This window comes from uncultured Veillonella sp., assembly GCF_963522475.1.
Lineage (GTDB): Bacteria > Bacillota > Negativicutes > Veillonellales > Veillonellaceae > Veillonella.
The window spans coordinates 136,096-154,806 of sequence record NZ_CAUQYW010000004.1 but is presented as its reverse complement, the minus strand read 5'-3'; the positions used below and the strand labels follow the sequence as shown (position 1 = coordinate 154,806).

17 protein-coding genes are annotated in these 18,711 nt (G+C 35.5%); 16 read left to right on the top strand and 1 reads right to left on the bottom strand.

Annotated elements, in window-relative coordinates; translation table 11 throughout:
• Positions 1 to 75 precede the first annotated feature (75 nt).
• Complete coding sequence (locus RWP19_RS04015) at positions 76 to 678, bottom strand: HD-GYP domain-containing protein (protein ID WP_295207556.1); 603 nt, start codon at positions 676 to 678, stop codon at positions 76 to 78.
• A gap of 902 nt (positions 679 to 1,580) precedes the next feature.
• Between RWP19_RS04015 and RWP19_RS04010 the strand changes: the two genes are divergently transcribed.
• The 16 genes from RWP19_RS04010 (at position 1,581) to RWP19_RS03935 (ending at position 18,711) form a co-directional block, all read left to right on the top strand.
• Positions 1,581 to 2,387 carry a basic amino acid ABC transporter substrate-binding protein gene (locus tag RWP19_RS04010; RefSeq protein WP_314356559.1) on the top strand — a complete coding sequence of 269 codons (807 nt, stop codon included), beginning with the start codon at positions 1,581 to 1,583 and terminating at the stop codon, positions 2,385 to 2,387.
• 11 nt (positions 2,388 to 2,398) lie between these two features.
• Positions 2,399 to 3,055, top strand: a complete 657-nt coding sequence (locus RWP19_RS04005) for an amino acid ABC transporter permease (RefSeq protein WP_314356558.1) — start codon at positions 2,399 to 2,401, stop codon at positions 3,053 to 3,055.
• Positions 3,052 to 3,771 (top strand): amino acid ABC transporter ATP-binding protein, encoded by a 720-nt coding sequence (locus RWP19_RS04000; RefSeq protein ID WP_314356557.1) that lies wholly within the window; start codon positions 3,052 to 3,054, stop codon positions 3,769 to 3,771. Before RWP19_RS04005 ends, RWP19_RS04000 begins: the two co-directional genes overlap by 4 nt.
• Positions 3,772 to 4,290: 519 nt before the next feature.
• Positions 4,291 to 4,488 carry a cold shock domain-containing protein gene (locus RWP19_RS03995; protein WP_178885080.1) on the top strand — a complete coding sequence of 66 codons (198 nt, stop codon included), beginning with the start codon at positions 4,291 to 4,293 and terminating at the stop codon, positions 4,486 to 4,488.
• Positions 4,489 to 4,724: 236 nt separating this feature from the next.
• Positions 4,725 to 5,252, top strand: coding sequence for a ribosome hibernation-promoting factor, HPF/YfiA family (hpf, locus tag RWP19_RS03990; protein ID WP_295207568.1), 528 nt, complete (start codon positions 4,725 to 4,727; stop codon positions 5,250 to 5,252).
• A gap of 216 nt (positions 5,253 to 5,468) precedes the next feature.
• Entirely contained in the window at positions 5,469 to 7,904 is a 2,436-nt protein-coding gene (secA, locus tag RWP19_RS03985) for a preprotein translocase subunit SecA (protein WP_314356556.1), read from the top strand.
• Positions 7,905 to 8,025: 121 nt separating this feature from the next.
• Positions 8,026 to 9,133, top strand: a protein-coding gene (gene prfB, locus RWP19_RS03980) for a peptide chain release factor 2 (RefSeq protein ID WP_295257555.1) whose coding sequence is annotated in 2 segments (ribosomal slippage) — positions 8,026 to 8,082 and positions 8,084 to 9,133 — 1,107 coding nt in all. Because the reading frame shifts where the segments join, the coding sequence is not laid out codon by codon here.
• Between the two features lie 8 nt (positions 9,134 to 9,141).
• Positions 9,142 to 9,837, top strand: coding sequence for a DUF2993 domain-containing protein (locus RWP19_RS03975; RefSeq protein WP_314356555.1), 696 nt, complete (start codon positions 9,142 to 9,144; stop codon positions 9,835 to 9,837).
• A gap of 12 nt (positions 9,838 to 9,849) precedes the next feature.
• Positions 9,850 to 11,892 (top strand): DUF5693 family protein, encoded by a 2,043-nt coding sequence (locus tag RWP19_RS03970; RefSeq protein WP_314356554.1) that lies wholly within the window; start codon positions 9,850 to 9,852, stop codon positions 11,890 to 11,892.
• Positions 11,885 to 12,985 (top strand): polysaccharide pyruvyl transferase CsaB, encoded by a 1,101-nt coding sequence (csaB, locus tag RWP19_RS03965; protein ID WP_314356553.1) that lies wholly within the window; start codon positions 11,885 to 11,887, stop codon positions 12,983 to 12,985. The genes RWP19_RS03970 and csaB overlap by 8 nt, the downstream gene beginning before the upstream one ends.
• A gap of 33 nt (positions 12,986 to 13,018) precedes the next feature.
• Positions 13,019 to 13,855 (top strand): transketolase, encoded by an 837-nt coding sequence (locus RWP19_RS03960; RefSeq protein ID WP_314356552.1) that lies wholly within the window; start codon positions 13,019 to 13,021, stop codon positions 13,853 to 13,855.
• Positions 13,855 to 14,787 carry a transketolase family protein gene (locus tag RWP19_RS03955; protein WP_314356551.1) on the top strand — a complete coding sequence of 311 codons (933 nt, stop codon included), beginning with the start codon at positions 13,855 to 13,857 and terminating at the stop codon, positions 14,785 to 14,787. Before RWP19_RS03960 ends, RWP19_RS03955 begins: the two co-directional genes overlap by 1 nt.
• Before the next feature lie 14 nt (positions 14,788 to 14,801).
• On the top strand, positions 14,802 to 15,488 hold the full coding sequence (gene ftsE, locus RWP19_RS03950; RefSeq protein WP_314356550.1) for a cell division ATP-binding protein FtsE: 687 nt from the start codon (positions 14,802 to 14,804) through the stop codon (positions 15,486 to 15,488).
• Positions 15,478 to 16,365: a permease-like cell division protein FtsX gene (gene ftsX / locus RWP19_RS03945; RefSeq protein WP_295207594.1), complete on the top strand. Its 888-nt coding sequence runs from the start codon at positions 15,478 to 15,480 to the stop codon at positions 16,363 to 16,365. The genes ftsE and ftsX overlap by 11 nt, the downstream gene beginning before the upstream one ends.
• Positions 16,365 to 17,570, top strand: coding sequence for a murein hydrolase activator EnvC family protein (locus RWP19_RS03940; RefSeq protein WP_399553578.1), 1,206 nt, complete (start codon positions 16,365 to 16,367; stop codon positions 17,568 to 17,570). Before ftsX ends, RWP19_RS03940 begins: the two co-directional genes overlap by 1 nt.
• A 1-nt stretch (position 17,571) precedes the next feature.
• The gene (locus tag RWP19_RS03935) at positions 17,572 to 18,711 is read left to right on the top strand and encodes a S41 family peptidase (RefSeq protein WP_314356548.1); all 1,140 of its coding nucleotides are present in this window, start codon (positions 17,572 to 17,574) and stop codon (positions 18,709 to 18,711) included.

The following is an 18,711-nucleotide window of genomic DNA, read 5'->3' as shown; positions in this document are numbered from 1 at the left end:
CCATGTGTTTAGGCTAGTAAATAATATGTGTCCAGGAAAATGGGTACATATCATTGTGAACGCTTAATTATAATATTAACCTAAAACATCTATAAATGCTTTTACTACATCTGGATCGAAAAGAGAACCGGATGCACTAAAGAGTTCTTCTTTGGCTTTAGCTTTTGTCTTTGCCCAAAACTCAGTAGATGGATTAACAGTTGTATCGTAATAATCTGCAACAGCAATAATTCTGGCTCCTAGCGGAATATTTGCACCACGCAAATGTTTAGGGTAACCAGATCCATCCCATTTTTCATGGTGGTAACGAATATAAGGCAAAATTTGTTGGCAGCAAGGATAATTCTCAATAATATTGGCACCACTTGCTGGATGTTGTTTATACTTTGACATTTCTTGCTTGTTAAGATATGGAGATTTTTGAATTAGTGCATTAGGTACCATTAAAAGTCCTACATCATGGAGTAAAGCCGCGTGACGTATTTGTTCGATTTCATTTAATGGCAACCCCATTTTGGCTGCAATACTAACTGCATAGTTTGAAACTTGGATAGAATGAGTATACAAATGATAGCTTTTCATTTGTATCATCTGTAAAAGTTGAGCGCTAATGGCTTCTAAACTGTCCTTCTCCAGTTCGTACAACCCTGATGGTTGCATTAATGATAACATAAACATAATAAACCCCTTTAACTCACATGTAGAACATTATGGTACAACCCCTCGTACTAATGTTCATATCGTACAACTTTAGGCCGTTCTTTTTAAATAGTATACAAATTATACACCATAAATAATAATTTGTGTATGATACGTATGTTCTATTATTGACGGTGTATTCATATTTATCATACAAGAAATAATTGACATTTTTGGAATGTACTAAATATAGTATCTTTAAATATTAATTTTATAAATATTAAAATAATATGAAGAATATTTTAGGTTTTCTATGACAATTTTCTATACATCAAAAAAAAGATTGAAAAATTCATTCTCATTTCAATGAGAAATAAGCGATTATATGTTCTGAAATTTAATTTAATATCTACATCTTATGTATTTTTAAAATGTACATATAATTGTATATCTAGACAGTTATAATGTTATTCATTATAATACGTCTATACGGGTCTGTGGTTGAAAGTCGATGCCAGTCGCAGGCAAAACGATCCACATAAGCAACCCACGGGGTTGTGAGCATGGTGCGGCTTAGGTGTAAGTCCTGCCGGTAAAACCGAGAGAAGTAGTAGTGGGGAGTCTTGGACTTATGAGCGAACCTTCCAGCAGGCGAGTGTGGGGGCAAAGACCAGGTCAGCCGTATACGGGCACATGAGGCTTTTCTCATGTGCTTTTTTCTTTTATACATCTGTATATTTTAAAATCGTGAAAAGGGCGATGACTATGGGAAAGTTATTATACATAATTGTTATAAATATACAAAGTGTGTATAAAAATTAAGTATAAATATAGTGATTAATTGATATTTCAGATGATTCTATACAAAATTGTTGACATAATTATACTAAGTGTTATACTAGTGTAATAAAATAGTTAGTTTAATAAATGAGGGTGATTCGATGTTGAATAGCAAGTTAAAAAAATTAATCATTGGTGGTTGTCTGTTAGTAATGGCTGGTACTATAATTGGTGGTTGTGGATCTTCTACACAAACAACATCTAATAAACTAATAGTTGGTACTAATGCAACATTTGTACCATTTGAATTTAAAGATGAAAAAACTCAAGATTATACAGGCTTTGATATTGAATTGATTCGTGCAATTGGTAAACGTATCAATAAAGATGTAGAACTTAAGAATATTGCGTTTGATGCTTTGATTCCAGCATTAAACACTCGTGATATCGATGTAGCTGCATCAGGTATGACTATTACAAAAGCAAGAAGTGAAAAGGTATTGTTCTCTTCTCCATATTACGAAAATGCCCTTGCTGTAGTATTTAAAGATGGTACAAATATCACATCTCTTGATGATCTTAAAGGTAAAAAAATTGCTGCACAATTAGGTACTACGGGTGCGGATTTAGCCCATAAAATCGAAGGTACTACTGTAAAAGAGTTTGACCATAGTAATGAAGCTTTGTTAGAATTACAAAATGGTGGTGCTGATGCAACTGTTATTGACTTGCCTGTGGCTCAATATTACAGTACTAAACATCCAGACCAACATATTAAATTTATGGCATATCCAAATACAAAAGAATATTTGGGCTTAGCGATTAATAAAGATAATAAAGACTTACAAGAACAAATTAATAAAGCGATTGCTGATATGAAGGCTGATGGTGAATTTAATACATTATATAAAAAATGGTTTAATGTAGATGCACCTGCTGATATGCCGGTAGTTTTAGAATTAAAATAATAGGAGAGATTATGAGTTTTAATTGGGGGTTAATTGCGGACAATTTACCGCTTTTATTACAAGGTGCACTAGTAACCGTTGAAATTACAGCTATGTCTGTAGGCTGTGGGTTCTTTATTGGTCTATTAGTAGCTATAGCAAATTTATCTAAATTTTCTATAGTTAGATTGTTAGCAAAATGCTATGTAGATATCATTCGTGGTACACCGCTATTGGTACAAATCTTTTTGATTTATTTTGCATTGCCAATGATTACAGGACAACGTATTGATCCTTTTATTGCTGCTGTTACTGCATGTAGTATTAACTCTGGTGCTTATGTGTCTGAAATTTTTCGAGCTGGCATTCAGTCTATCGATAAAGGTCAAATGGAGGCAGGTAGATCTCTTGGCTTGAGTTGGGGCCAAACTATGCGGTATATTATTATGCCACAAGCTTTTAAGGCAATTATCCCACCATTGGGTAATGAATTTATTGCTATGTTGAAGGATTCTTCCTTAGTTTCTGTCATTGGTTTTGAGGAGTTAACACGTCGTGGTCAATTGATTATTGCTAAAACATATGCATCATTTGAAATCTGGGGCACAGTTGCTGTTATTTACCTTATTATGACAGTAACGATTTCACAACTAGTTGGTTACCTTGAAAGGAAATATAGCATTAAATGATTAAGTTAGAAAATGTACATAAATCCTTTGGTAAAAATGAAGTATTAAAGGGTATTGATTTACATATTGAAAAAGGTCAAGTTGTAGTAATTATTGGCCCTTCAGGTTCTGGTAAAAGTACAGTATTACGTACTATGAACTATCTAGAAGAGCCTACATCTGGTAAGGTAATTGTAGATGGTATGGATCTTTCCGATAAGTCTAAACTTAACCAAGTTCGTACCGAAGTAGGGATGGTATTCCAAAATTTTAATCTATTCCCACATATGACTGTAATGGAAAACCTAACGTTAGCTCAAACTAAGGTGCGTAAAACCTCTAATGAGGAAGCAAAAAAAATCGGACAAACTTTATTAGACCGCGTTGGGCTAGGAGATAAAGCTAACGCATATCCTGACTCTTTGTCTGGTGGTCAAAAGCAACGTGTAGCTATTGCTCGAGCTTTAGCGATGAAACCGAAAGTAATGCTATTTGATGAACCTACATCTGCACTCGATCCAGAGATGGTTCGTGAGGTACTGGATGTAATGAAGTCTCTTGCAGAAGAAGGAATGACGATGGTTATCGTTACTCATGAAATGGGTTTTGCCAAAGAAGTAGCTGACCGTGTATTATTTGTAGACGGTGGATTAATTTTGGAAGATGATACTCCTAAAAAAGTCTTTGATGATCCTACTAATGAGAGAACAAAACTGTTCTTGTCGAAAATCTTATAATAATATTTTCTAATATAAAAGGAAGTAATTTCTAGAATCAGAGGTTACTTCCTTTTTTCTATTTTTAAAGATAGCTAAATTTATCCATATTAAATTTTTTGATAGATAAATTGGTTTATACCTATTAATATATTTTATAACTGTTTTTGTTATACCCGTTAAACCCTTGTAAATAAGCTCTTTTAGGTATTTGATAATCTATAAAAAACGATTATTGCTATAAATATTTGTGATATGCAAATATTTTATACATATATATTTTAGATTAATAATTTTTAATTCGTATATTTTTATAATCATAAAAATATGCAATAATTTTATATGTTGTTCAAAAATATTAATAATATAGATAAATAAAAGCTTTTAACTGTTATTGATGGTTTGAACTCTAAAAAAACATATTTGTATATTCATTAAAAGTGTTACTGTTATTGTTTGAAATTTTATACATGCTGTGTTATGATACAAGTGTAGTGCAAGACAGTAAGACAATAAATATATTTTTAGGAGGATGTTACCATGTTAGGTAAAGTAAAATGGTTCAGTGCAGAAAAAGGTTATGGATTTATTGAACGTGAAGACGGTAGCGATGTATTTGTACATTACTCTGCGATCCAAGATGAAGGTTTTAAATCTTTGGCAGAAGGTCAAAATGTAGAGTTTGATATCGTTGATGGTAACCGTGGCCCTCAGGCAGCTAACGTTGTAAAAGCGTAATTACATACTAAAAAATACATAAAAGTAACATAAAATAAAACTCTGATATCGCATGATATCGGAGTTTTTTATTATTCTTAAAAATAAGATTTATATTTCTACAAAAAATATAAAAATGTTTCAATAAAAAAAGGAGTTTTATAGATTGATGTAGAACTAATAATATAACACGAAAAATAAGTGGAAATACTATACACTTATATTTTGTGGATGATATTTAGAAAGGGTGTTGACTTATGAAAGTAGCAATCAGAGGTAAAAACATTGAAGTGACAGATGCTTTAAGAGCATATATTGAAAAAAGATTGAGTAAATTAACTCGTTACTTCGATGATGAGTTAGATGCACAAGCGGTTTTATCCGTTGTAAAAGATAAATCTACTGTAGAATTTACATGTTTCATTGATAAGATTGTTCTTCGTGGTGTAGAAACAAATGATGATATGTATGCTGCTATTGATTTAGTAGTAGATAAGATTGTACGCCAAATTCACAAACATAAAACTCGTTTAGCAAAACGCTTTAAAAAACAAGAGGCTTTCCATCCAGAAGCTTTACCAGCTCCTGTAGAAGAAGAAACTATCGAGGTTGTAAAGCGCAAACACTTTGCAGTACGCCCTATGGATGTAGAAGAAGCTATCTTGCAAATGAATCTTATTGGTCATGACTTCTTTATGTTCTTTAATGCTGAAACAGAAGCCATGAACGTAGTATATCGCAGACATGATGGATTCTATGGGTTGATTGAACCAGAATTACAATAATTTATAATATCGGCTGACAATAATTCTAACTCCTTTCTACTTTTAAATCAGCCGATTATTATATAAAGGTGGATGATTGTTTTGAGTCATCCACCTTTTTTTATAAAACTCTGTAAATAATCGTGAAATGCCTTGAATTCTTTGACTATTCAAGGCATTTTCGTTATAATAAATTAGATAAAATAATGTAAGATTTCCTATAGAGGAGTGATTTGTTTGTTAAGCTTTTTACAAAGGCTATTAGGTAATAATAACGCAAAAGAAATAAAAAAAATGCGTGCTATTGCTGATCATATTAATGAAATTGAACCGAATTATGTTAAATTAAGTGATGCTAACTTAGTAGCAAAAACTGATGAGTTTAAACGTCGTTTGCAAAAAGGGGAAACGTTAGACGACATTTTACCAGAAGCGTTTGCTGTAGTTCGTGAAGCATCTAAACGCGTATTAGGCATGCGTCATTTCGATGTGCAGTTGATTGGTGGTATTTGCCTTCATAGGGGTAATATCGCTGAAATGCGTACTGGTGAAGGTAAAACATTAGTTGCTACATTGCCGGTATATCTAAATGCATTGACAGGTAATGGTGTACATGTTGTTACAGTAAATGATTACTTGGCAACTCGCGATAGCGAACAAATGGGTCGTTTATATAACTTCTTAGGCCTTTCTACGGGACTTATTGTAGCTAATCTCGATTTTAACCAACGTAAAGAAGCATATGCGTGCGACATTACATATGGTACAAACAATGAGTTTGGCTTTGATTATTTGCGCGATAACATGGTATCTGATGTATCTCAAATGGTACAACGTCCATTGAATTATGCAATTGTCGATGAAGTCGACTCTATCCTTATCGACGAAGCAAGAACTCCATTAATTATTTCTGGTCCTGGTCAACGTTCCACTGATAATTACTATAAGTTAGCTAGAATTGTTCCTCATCTTGTGAAAGATGAAGATTATACAATTGATGAAAAACAAAAAACTATTGCGCCTACAGATTCTGGTATTGCTAAAGTAGAGCAAATGCTTGGTGTTGAAAATTTGTATGATGCAGAAAATATTGAGTTAAATCATCTGCTTGGTGCATCTTTACGTGCATATGCTATGATGCATCGCGATACTGATTATGTAGTTAAAGATGGTGAAGTTGTTATCGTCGATGAATTTACAGGTCGTTTGATGTTTGGTCGTCGTTATTCCGATGGTTTACACCAAGCAATCGAAGCTAAAGAAGGCTTGAAGGTTGAACGTGAAAGTCAAACATTAGCTTCTGTTACATTCCAAAACTATTTCCGTATGTATAATAAGCTTGCTGGTATGACTGGTACAGCTAAAACAGAGGAAAAAGAGTTTATCGATATTTATGGTTTGGAAGTATTACCTATTCCGCCAAATAAACCTTTGGCCCGTGTAGATTTGCCTGATCAAATCTTTAAAACAAAAGCAGCTAAATATCGTGCCGTAGTACGTAATGCTGTAGAACGCCATCAAACTGGTCAACCGATTTTGATTGGTACTACATCTATTACACAATCTGAAGAACTTTCAGATATGTTATTACGTGCAGGCGTACCTCATAAAGTGTTGAATGCTAAACATCATGAGAAAGAAGCGGAAATTGTTGCAGATGCTGGTCAAATGGGCATGGTAACTATTGCTACAAACATGGCTGGTCGTGGTACTGATATTACATTAGGCGAAGGGGTACCTGAATTAGGTGGCTTGGCTATCCTAGGTACTGAACGTCATGAAAGTCGCCGTATCGATAATCAGTTGCGTGGTCGTGCTGGTCGTCAAGGTGATCCAGGTTCCTCCCAATTCTTCTTATCCTTAGAAGATGATTTAATGCGTATCTTTGGTGCTGATAATATTACAGGTATCATGGATAAACTTGGCATGGAAGAAGATGAACCTATCGAGCATTCTTTGATTACTAAATCTATTGAACGTGCTCAAAAGAAAGTAGAAGATCATAACTATAATATTCGTAAATATGTACTCGAATATGATGATGTTATGAATCAACAACGTGAAGTATTATACGAACAACGCCGTCGTATTTTACGTAATGAATCTTTACGTGACACAATCAATGAAATGATTGATAAACTTGTTACTGAATCTGTAGATGCTTATGCAGATGAAAAATTATATCCTGAAGAATGGGATTATGAAGGTCTTTATAAGCATTTAAGTCAATACTTCTTAACAGAAGAGATTATGTCCTCTCAAGATATGGAAGAATATAGTCGCCAAGAATTATTAGAACGATTACTTGAAATTGCTCATGCTGAGTATCAAGATCGCGTTGATATGCTTGGTGATGCTATGTTTGGCCAACTTGAAAAGGCTATTATGTTGCGCGTTGTTGATAATAAATGGATGGAGCATTTGGATAATATGGATATGTTGCGTGAAGGTATTGGCCTTCGTGCATATGGACAAAAAAATCCATTGGTGGAATATAAATTTGAAGCCTTTGATATGTTCCAAAATATGATTGCTGCTATTCAAGATGAAACAATCATGGCGTTATACAAAATTCGTGCACAATTGATTCAAGAAATTGAAGAACCAGTTGACCACTTAGAAGGTGCACAACCCCATCATGAAGATGTGTTGGAGCCACAAAACATAGATTAAGATTTGTGAATGGCACGTTGCTCAAGGGGAATTCCTTCTGGGCAACGGCCATTTTTCTATTTTATTAAGGTGAAAGTTTATCGATGTAATAAGCTAATAGGTTAAAGGTGGTGAACATAAATTGTTAGAAGATTTAAAACCAATTATTTCTAATCTAGAAGAACGAATTTATGGAATGAGGGATTCACTTTAACATCGCTCAGAAGGAAGATCGAATTTTTACACTAGATGTACAAATGAGCGATCCTACATTTTGGGATGATCCAGATAAGGCTCGTGAGATTTCTCAAGAAGCCACACAATTAAAGAATGCTGTAGAAAGCTATAAACAACTTGTTAGTGATATTGAAGATGCTAATGTAATGCTTGAAATGGCAATAGAGGAAGATGACCGCTCTCTGGAAGGAGAGATAAAGGATTATGTTCACCAAATAGATGAAACTGTAGAAAAACAAGAGGTTCTTTTGTTGCTTAGTGGTGAGTATGATGCTAATAATGCGATTTTAACATTCCATGCTGGAGCAGGTGGTACAGAAGCACAAGATTGGTGCTCCATGTTAATTCGTATGTACTTGCGTTGGGCTGAAAAAACAGGTTTCTCTATTGAGTTGATGGATGAACAACCAGGTGATGAGGCAGGTACAAAGTCTGCTACATTTTTAATTAAAGGTGAAAATGCTTTTGGTTATTTAAAATCTGAAAAAGGTGTACATCGCCTTGTACGTATATCACCATTTGATGCCGCTGCACGTCGTCATACATCTTTTGCAGCTGTTGATGTAATGCCAGAGATTGACGATACAGTAGAAATTAATATTGATATGAAGGATGTACAAGTAGATACGTATCGAGCGAGCGGAGCTGGTGGTCAGCATATTAATAAAACTGATTCTGCTGTACGTATGACACATAGACCAACAGGTATTGTAGTTCAATGTCAAACGCAACGTTCTCAAATGCAAAATAGGGAACAAGCTCTACGTTTATTGCGCGCTAAATTATTTGAATTAGAATTAGAAAAACAAGCAGAGCTTAAAGAACAAATTGGTGGCACATATCAAGCGATTGAGTGGGGGAGTCAAATTCGCTCGTACGTATTCCACCCTTATAATCTCGTTAAGGATCATCGTACAGGGGTTGAAACAGGGAATGTCCAATCCGTTATGGATGGTAATTTAGATCAATTTATGGAAGGTTTCTTGAAAAAAGAAGCAAATTTAACAATTTAGGAGTTCCTATGAAAAAGTTTTTACTATTCCTATTAGTGCTGATTATTGCTTTGGCAGCAGCAACTCAATTTTTATTACCTTCTTATATAAGCTCGCGTATCGAAAAACAGCTAAATGATTCTTTAAAACCATCTGCTCAAACTGTAAATGTTGAGTCTCAACCGGGCTTTAAACTGTTATATGGTGAAGCTGATCGTGTATATGGGTCTTTAGATGATGTAAAACTCGGTAAATTGAATTTTGCAAACTTCAAATATGATGCATCCAAAATTCTTGTTAATCCAATTTCTCTATTGGCAAGCCAAGAAATTGATGTTGTCAGTGTAGGAAATTCTAGTATTGATGGTACAGTGACTAATGAAGATTTAACAACATTTTTAAGTACTCAAGCGGGCAGTGAAATTCAAGATGTACAAGTAAATATTAGTAAAGACAATATTAGTTTAACTGGCAAGATGAATGTAGGGATGGTATTTAAAGGGTCTGTTAAATTAGATGGTAATTTAGAATTAAAAGATAATACTTTATTATTTGCACCTAAAAAGTTCACCATTAATGGTGCTACAATTCCAGGCTTAACATCTAATGTATTAGAGGCAACTGAAATTTATAATTTCAATAACTTCCCAATTCCTGTAAAAGCCGAAAGCTTAACTATTGATAATGGTGAAATTCACATTAAAGTTAAACCAGTGCTTAACTAGAAAGGATTTGTCGTGAATCATCGGAACACCCAAAAAAGTAAGTACTCTTGGATTCTTATATTATGTATTATTGTAGGACTTGTATCCTCTTTATACTTAGTATTTGAACGCCATCAGATAGAAAAATCTCAAAACCATATAGAGAATATCGTAGATTATGATGCTGTTTTACGAGCTAATGCGTTTGAAAAGCGTAGTCAGCAAGAGGCTTTTGATGCACTTCGTAATGCAGGTGTAACCGCATTTGCTATTTATGATCGCACCTTAGAAAAAGCGAAAGATGCAGGTCAGGTTAAGGTATTAACCTCCGAAGAAATGGATTCTGTTCGTGTCAATGGCGCGTCCGTTAAACACGGTGCAACTTATGTAGCTTTAATTTCTGGTAAAGAAGGCTATTATAAAGAGATTCGCGAGGATTTATATCATCGTATTGGTAAAGATAAAGTTAAAGAGCTTAATACTAGTATTGGTCCAGTTCTTGAACTATATGGTGCCACTGCAGATAGTTATTTAAAAATGAATCTTGGCATTTCCAAGTTACAAGCACAAGAAGTTGCTAATCGTGGGTTTAATATTATTGTTCGTCCTACAAATTATAGAAATGTAACGTCTGAAGACCTTCAATATGTATTTAAGCGTCTTGAAGGAATTCCACATGTAACTGGCATGATTTTTGCTGGGAAAGAGTCTCTTGGTGCACCTAATTTAACAGATGAGACTTTAGAACTTTTACATAAAAATCACATTCCTTTAGTTGGTATCGAAGCTGTTAACCAGCTACAATACGAGCCACAACAAGGTTTTTTGGAAATGGCTGCTAAGGAAAACTATAGTGTGGGCCGTGTATATACAATTGCTAAGGATGAATTAAAGAAAATTACGCCTGAAGAGGCATCACAACGTTTCTATATTAGTGATATGGAACGGAATATTCGTTTCAATTTATTCCCTATGTATGAAACAGGTGTAAATAATGAAACAGTATTACAAACTACCATTAACTATATTGGTATGACTACTGAAAAATTATCTACAAAAGGTTATGAATTTGGTCCTGCTGATATTTATCCAGCATATACACCTAATCCATTGTTAGTAGTTCTTACTATGATAGGTGCTATTGCACTTTTCGTTTACGTTGGTCAAATGCTAATTCCAATGAGTAAACATACACAATTGGTAGCATTTTTCGGCATTTCATTACTATCTATTGTATTGTTCATCATTACAAGTGGCACACTGATTACTCAAATTTGGGCATTATCTAGTGCTATCATGGCTCCTGTAGGTGCTATGATTCGTCTCATGGAAGAGTGGCGTCGTTATGATGGGGCTCGTCCATTAGGCGCTGTTAAATCCACATTACTTGCATTGCTATACCTTGTGATTGCTGCATTGTTTGCGGCTATAGGAGGTATGTATGTAGCATCCTTATTAGGTAATACAAAATTCTTTATGGAGTTTGCTATCTTTAGAGGTGTTAAATTAACCTTTGTATTGCCAATCATTCTTGTAATGATTGCATACTTACAACGCTTCCCACTTTGGAAAGGTCGTATGATTAACTCTAAAGAAGAAGCAAAGAAATTTGTAGTTGAATTTTTAACAATGGATGTTAAATTTTACGTATTCTTTGTAATGGCTGCTCTTGGTGGTGTAGCTTGGGTATTCGTAGGTCGTAGCGGTCATACTGCAGGTGTTCCTGTGCCAGGTTTTGAACTTATGCTACGTCGATTCCTAGAAAATACAATGTATGCAAGGCCTAGAGAAAAAGAGTTTATTATTGGACATCCTGCGTTAATGTTGGCTACATTTGCATTCTTACGTAAATGGCCTACTGTGATTCATTTTTTATTAACTATTGCTGGTGTTATCGGTATAGCTTCTATGGTCGAAACATTCTGTCACATTAGAACTCCTGTGTTCATGTCTATTAGTCGTGGATATGATGGTTTATTAATTGGTGCGCTCTTAGGTTTGCTTCTTATCATTGCTGTACGTTTTATGATGTATGTAACACAATGGTTCCAAGCTCGGGAGGTTGACCATGAGTAATATTGTTATCTCTGGTTATTATGGCTTTGGTAATGCTGGTGATGAAGCAATGCTTTGTGCTATTATTGATGCTATTCGTAAAGAGGAAGCAGATGCGCATATTACTGTTATTTCTGGTAATCCTACAGAGACGAGCAAAAAGCACAATATTCATGCGGTGGGAACCTTTTCTGCATTCGGTATTCTAAAGGCTATTTCAAATTCTGATTTAGTGATCAGTGGTGGAGGGAGTCTTTTACAAGATGCTACTAGTATTCGCAATACGTATTACTACTTAAGTATTATGGCTTTAGCAAAAATGATGGGGAAAAAGGTGATGCTGTACTCACAAGGTATTGGACCTTTAAATCGCCCTTCTACAAGGAAAGCTGTTAGCTTTGTTTTACGTTTTGTGGATACTATAACAGTTCGTGATTCTATTTCTAAATCTGAATTAGATTCTTTAGGAATTGAAGATGTAGAGGTTACGGCTGATGCTGTATTAGCAATGCAACCAGCTGATTTGTCTATTGGTAAACGCCTTCTAGACGGCTATACATCAAAGCTACCTATATCTACAGAAGCTCCAAAACGAATCGGAGTAGCTGTTCGTAGTTGGAAAGCTGATACAGAATACCGTGAATCACTAGCCAATGTGTTAAGTCGACTGCAAGAACAGGATAATGTAGAGATTATATTTATTCCTATGTCTCATCCAGAGGATACGAAAGAAGCTAAAATTATTGCTAGTTATATGCCAAAAGGAGCTATTGTTCTTGAAGGACCATTCTCTACAGAGGAACAAGTATCCTTGTCCGGTAATGTAGACCTTATGATTGGCATACGTCTTCATGCATTAGTATTCAGCTCTTTAATGGGGAAACCTGTAATTGGTATTTCCTACGATCCTAAAATTACTAGTTTCTTACATATGATTGGTCAAGAACCAATCGGTACAATGACTCATCTTAGAGAAGAGGCTTTATATCAGCGATGTCATAAGCTTTTAAATTCAAGAGAAGAGTACCAAGCATCTTATGATCGAATTGAAGCATTGCGGGTTAATTCTCAACGCAATGCAGAAATCGCTATTTCATTACTTAAAGATTATTAATATATTGGATCTGATCCAGAAAGTGAGGTCTCTATGGCTACATTAACACAAGATGTTAAACAACTAGTTCAAGAGAAGGCAAAAGCTATTCGCGTTAGTATTGTTCAGTCTGTAACGGCAGCGAAATCCGGTCACCCAGGTGGTTCTCTATCCATCGCCGATGTGATGGCCTTGTTGTACTATGTAGAAATGAATGTAGATCCAGCAAATCCAAAAGCTCCTAATAGAGATCGTTTTGTACTTTCTAAAGGTCATGCAGCGCCTGCTTTATATGCTACATTGGCTGAAAAAGGTTATTTCCCTAAAGAAGAACTTTTGAATTTACGTAAAATTGACCATATGTTACAAGGTCATCCTGATATGAAACATACACCAGGCGTAGATATGTCTACAGGTTCCTTGGGTCAAGGTATCTCTGCAGCATGCGGCATGGCATTAGCTGGTAAAATCGACAATGCAGATTACCGTGTTTACTCTATTCTTGGTGATGGTGAACTTGAAGAAGGTCAAGTATGGGAAGCTGCAATGTTTGCTGGCTATTATAAACTCAATAATTTGACTGCTTTTGTTGATTTCAATGGTCTTCAAATTGATGGGGATATTACTAAAGTTCTTTCTCCATTGCCTATTCCTGAGAAATTTAAAGCTTTTAACTGGAATGTTATTGAAGTAAATGGTCATGATCTTGATGAACTTCATAATGCTATTGAAGCAGCTAAAGCTTTCACAGCTGGTCCAACTTGTATTGTAATGCATACTGTAAAAGGTAAGGGCGTTGAAGAAATGGAAGGCCAAGCAGGTTGGCATGGTAAAGCACCAAGCGCTGAGCAAGGTGTAGCCTTTGTTAATGAAATTATGGGGGTACAATAATGGGTAAAGCAACACGTGAAGCATATGGTAATGCGTTAGCTCGCATTGGTAAAGAAAATACAAATATTATCGTATTAGATGCAGATTTATCAAAATCTACTAAAACTGATACATTTAAAAATGTTTGCCCTGAACGTTTCTTTAATGTAGGTATTGCAGAACAAAATTTAATTTCTGTTGGTGCTGGTCTTGCAGCAGCTGGTAAAATTCCATTTGTTTCTTCCTTTGCAATGTTTGCAACAGGTCGCGCATTTGAACAAATTCGCAATGCAGTATGTTATCCAAAATTAAATGTAAAAGTTTGTGCTACACATGCTGGTATTACAGTAGGTGAAGATGGTGCTACACATCAAAGTTTAGAAGACATTTCTTGTATGCGTACATTGCCTAATATGACTGTAGTAGTACCTGCAGATGAACGTGAAACAGAAGCAGTAGTTGAATGGGCTGCATCTTATAAGGGCCCTGTATACGTTCGTTTGGGCCGTGCGGGTGTAGATGATGTAACATCCGAAGGTTATACATTTGTACCTGGCCAATCTACTACATTGGTAGATGGTTCTGATGTAACAATCATCGCTTGTGGTGCTTTGGTTGGACCTGCTGTTGAGGCAGCTAAAACATTAGCTGAATCCAATGTATCTGCACGCGTTATTAATATGGCATCTATCAAGCCTATCGATGTAGATGCAATTGTAAAAGCAGCTACTGAAACAGGTGCTATCGTAACAGCAGAAGAACATAATATCATTGGTGGTCTAGGTTCTGCTGTGTCTGAAGTTGTTGTTGCTAATAAGCCTGTTCCTATGGAATTCGTTGGTGTCCAAGATACATTTGGGGAGAGTGGTACGCCAAAAGAATTAATGACTAAATATTGCTTAACAGCAAAAGACATTGTAGAAGCAGTAAAACGTGTAATCACTCGTAAATAATCAAAGGGGATCCCATGATTGAATTTAAGAATGTTAGTAAAGTCTATGATAATGGTTCTGTTGCATTAGACGATGTGTGTTTAACTATAAATGAGGGCGAATTTGTCCTTATTTGTGGTCACAGCGGTGCAGGGAAATCAACTCTATTTAAATTGTTAACTCATGAAGTAGTACCTGATTCTGGTACGGTTATAGTTGATGATTTTGATGTTACGCGTCTGAAGCGTAGTAAAATTCCAAAATTACGTAGAAAACTTGGTGTTGTATTCCAAGATTTTCGTTTATTACCAAATAAAACGGTATCAGAAAATATTGCCTTTGCTCTTGAAGTAATTGAAGAGAAACCAAAGATAATTAAGGAAAAGGTAAGTCATGTATTAGAACTTGTCGGTTTGGCCGATAAAGCAAATGATTTACCAGAGGATTTATCTGGTGGTGAACAACAACGTGTTGCTATTGCTCGCGCTATTGTAAATCGTCCATCTGTACTCATTGCTGATGAACCGACTGGTAACTTAGATCCTGATACAAGTAAAGGTATTGTAGATTTGTTTAAGCATATCAATAATTTTGGCACAACTGTTATTATGGTTACCCATAATATGGATCTTGTTTCGTATTTAAATAAACGTGTTATTCGTCTTAAAGATGGTCGCGTTCAAAGTGATAATATGAGAGGTGCAGAAATTAATGAAGCCTAGAACATTAAAATACTTTTTTAAAGAAGCCCTCAAATCTATGAAGCGTAACGGTCTCATGACGTTAGCATCTATTTCTACGGTGGCTTTATCTTTATTTATGCTTGGTGTTTTCCTATGCGGTGTTATCAATTTGAATAACATGGCATCTAGCTTAGAAAACCAAGTTCAATTGAGCATTTACTTAAAAGATGGTTTAACAACTGACCAAATCATGGCGGTAGGTAAGCAAATTAAAGCTATACCAAATCTCAAGCATTTAGAGTTTGTTAATAAAGAGCAAGCAATGAAGGAATTCAAAGCTCGCCTTGGGGATCAACAACAATTAGTAAATGCCTTAGGTGATGTAAATCCATTACCAAATTCTTATGTATTAACCTTTGATAATCCTAGTGATGTTAAGGCTACAGCTAAATTAGCTACTACATTCCAAGGTGTTGAAAGTACACATTATGGTCAAGATATTGTAGAAGAACTTTTCCGTATTACACAAGTTATCAGAATTGGTGGTATTGTATTAATCGCATTCTTGGCAGCAGCTACATTATTCATCATTTCTAATACAATTCGCTTGACTGTATTTGCTCGTCGTAAAGAAATTGCCATCATGAAATATGTTGGTGCAACCAATGGTTTTATTCGTTGGCCATTTTTAATTGAAGGCATGTTGTTGGGCTTAGTTGGGGCTATTATTGCCGTACTTTGTGTAGGTGAGTTTTATCATTTCATTACTATGGAAGTTTCTGAGTCTTTAGCATTCTTCCCATTAGTACCAATGTTCCCATTCTTCTATGATGTGGCTATCTATATATTAGGTGGCGGTATTATAGTCGGTGCTATTGGTAGTACAATTTCTTTAAAACAATACATGAAGGTGTAATGTTTATGAAATATAACACAATCAAATCCCGATTCGTAGCAACAATTTTAACAGGTATAGTAGTACTGGGAACACCACTATATATTGCTGCAGAAGATGAGGATTTAACGAATCAATTAGATTCGATTCAACAACAAGTTAATCAACAAAACTCTATTAAAGCTGATGCTGAAACTGTCATTGTAAGTGTATCTGAACAGTTGAGACAAATTGAAGAGCAATTGCGTCAAGCTCAACAACAGTTAGAGTCTATTCAACAGCAACGTGTAACCGTTGAAAATGATATTACTGTAAATGAAAAGTTATTAGCAGAAGCACAAAAACGTTTAGAAGGACGTGAGTCCGTATTTTATAAGCGTGTACGTGATATTTATATCAATGGTCGTCTAAGTTATTTAGATGTTGTTATTGGTTCTAAAGACTTTAGTGATTTTGCAAATCGACTAGAAATTTTAAAGCGCATTATTGATTCTGACATTAAATTAATCGATGAAATCAAAAAAGAGCGTGCTGAAATTACTGCACGTAAGCAAGCTCTTGAACAATCTCGAGCTAAATTAGTGGAGCTTGAAAAGGCAGCGGTAGCTAAACAAGCTGAAATCGAACAAAAGAAGAAAGAGCGGGAAGTCGTTCTTCAAAAAGCACAAAATGATCGTGCCACTGCAATGCAAGCTGTGGAAGAACTCAATGCTTCTTCCGCTCAAATTACTGCACTATTAAAAGCACGTCAAGCTGAACGTGCAGCGGCTCGCGCTGCTGCAGAAGCGGCGGCCGCAGCAGCAGCTCAACAGTCTGCACCAAGCTACTCTTGGGTGCAAGGTTCTGGTCAACTTGGGTGGCCTGTAAGTGGTGAAATTACTTCACCATTTGGTTATCGGACACATCCAATTTGGGGCACAACAATTTACCATTCTGGTATAGATATTGGTGTTGATGAAGGTACACCTGTTCATGCTGCTGATGGTGGTACTGTTGTTTGGTCTGGTTGGATGGGCGGCTATGGGTACGCCGTAGTTATCGACCATGGTAATGGTATGTCTACCCTTTATGGCCATAATTCTGAGCTTGCTGTTTCTGAAGGACAAGATGTATCTAAAGGTCAAGTTATTGCCTATGCTGGTAACACTGGGAATAGTACTGGACCACACGTACATTTTGAAGTTCGTATAAGTGGGGATCCTGTTGATCCTATGGGATATTTATAATATGAAATTTGATACACGTACGGTGTTGTGGAGCCTATTGAAATATATAGGTTCTGGCATCGTTATTATGTGGCTCACGTTTTGGTATTTATCTGGTTCATTCTGGGGATTACCAAGACTATTTGTAGCCTACTATGCTGCGAGTCAAGTCTTTATGACACCTATGTCTAAAACTACCCTTTATGATGGTATGTTAAAAGGTTTGATTGGCTCTTTGGGAGAGCCTCATAGTATTTATTTAGATGCTGATGAATTTAAATCCATGAAAATGCAAACATCTGGTACTTATGCAGGTGTGGGCATGGTTCTTGGGCATGATGATAAAGGTTTATATGCAGTTAGTATTATGGAAGATCAACCAGCTTTCAAAGCAGGCATTAAACCTGGTGACCATATTATTGCTATCGATGGTCAATCCACAAGTGAGATTTCTGTAGAAGAAGCATCCTCTCGAATTCGTGGTGAGGCTGGTACCGTTGTAGCTCTTGATATAGAGCGCAATGGTGAAATATTGCACTTTGATATCACTCGTGAATCCATTGTGTTACCAACTGTTAAAAGTAAAATGCTCACAAGTACAGTGGGGTACATTCGTATTAGTCAATTTGCAGAAAATACAGCTGATGATTTTGAAACACAGTTTAAAGAACTGCAATCTCAAGGTATGAAGGAACTAGTGTTAGATCTTCGAGATAATCCTGGTGGGTTGTTATCTACAACAGAAAAGATTTCTAACTATATTATGCCTCCAGGTACACTAGTAACGGTACAAAATCGAGCTGGTAAAAAAGATGTTTATAAGTCGAATGGTCCAGAAATGGCTATGCCATTAGTAGTTCTTGTTAATAAAGGATCTGCTAGTGCATCTGAAATCATAGCTGGTGCTATTCAAGACCGTAAACTAGGTACTATTTTAGGTACTAATACATATGGTAAAGGTACAGTTCAAACTATTTATCCTAGCCTTGATAATGAAGGCGTTAAGGTAACTATAGCTAAATACCATACACCAAATGACTGTGTTATTGATGGCATTGGTATTAAACCAGATGTAGAACTTGATCTACCAAAAGGTGTAAATCCATCTAGTACAGTAGATGATATTCAAATTAAAAAGGCATTAGAGTTATTACAACAATAA

Excerpts from the sequence above, each read along its gene's own strand:
- RWP19_RS04015 (WP_295207556.1), bottom strand. The coding sequence starts at position 678 with ATGTTTATGTTATCATTAATGCAACCATCAGGGTTGTACGAACTGGAG.
- RWP19_RS04010 (WP_314356559.1), top strand. The coding sequence starts at position 1,581 with ATGTTGAATAGCAAGTTAAAAAAATTAATCATTGGTGGTTGTCTGTTA.
- RWP19_RS04005 (WP_314356558.1), top strand. The coding sequence starts at position 2,399 with ATGAGTTTTAATTGGGGGTTAATTGCGGACAATTTACCGCTTTTATTA.
- RWP19_RS04000 (WP_314356557.1), top strand. The coding sequence starts at position 3,052 with ATGATTAAGTTAGAAAATGTACATAAATCCTTTGGTAAAAATGAAGTA.
- RWP19_RS03995 (WP_178885080.1), top strand. The coding sequence starts at position 4,291 with ATGTTAGGTAAAGTAAAATGGTTCAGTGCAGAAAAAGGTTATGGATTT.
- hpf (WP_295207568.1), top strand. The coding sequence starts at position 4,725 with ATGAAAGTAGCAATCAGAGGTAAAAACATTGAAGTGACAGATGCTTTA.
- RWP19_RS03975 (WP_314356555.1), top strand. The coding sequence starts at position 9,142 with ATGAAAAAGTTTTTACTATTCCTATTAGTGCTGATTATTGCTTTGGCA.
- csaB (WP_314356553.1), top strand. The coding sequence starts at position 11,885 with ATGAGTAATATTGTTATCTCTGGTTATTATGGCTTTGGTAATGCTGGT.
- RWP19_RS03960 (WP_314356552.1), top strand. The coding sequence starts at position 13,019 with ATGGCTACATTAACACAAGATGTTAAACAACTAGTTCAAGAGAAGGCA.
- RWP19_RS03955 (WP_314356551.1), top strand. The coding sequence starts at position 13,855 with ATGGGTAAAGCAACACGTGAAGCATATGGTAATGCGTTAGCTCGCATT.
- ftsE (WP_314356550.1), top strand. The coding sequence starts at position 14,802 with ATGATTGAATTTAAGAATGTTAGTAAAGTCTATGATAATGGTTCTGTT.
- ftsX (WP_295207594.1), top strand. The coding sequence starts at position 15,478 with ATGAAGCCTAGAACATTAAAATACTTTTTTAAAGAAGCCCTCAAATCT.
- RWP19_RS03940 (WP_399553578.1), top strand. The coding sequence starts at position 16,365 with ATGTTTATGAAATATAACACAATCAAATCCCGATTCGTAGCAACAATT.
- RWP19_RS03935 (WP_314356548.1), top strand. The coding sequence starts at position 17,572 with ATGAAATTTGATACACGTACGGTGTTGTGGAGCCTATTGAAATATATA.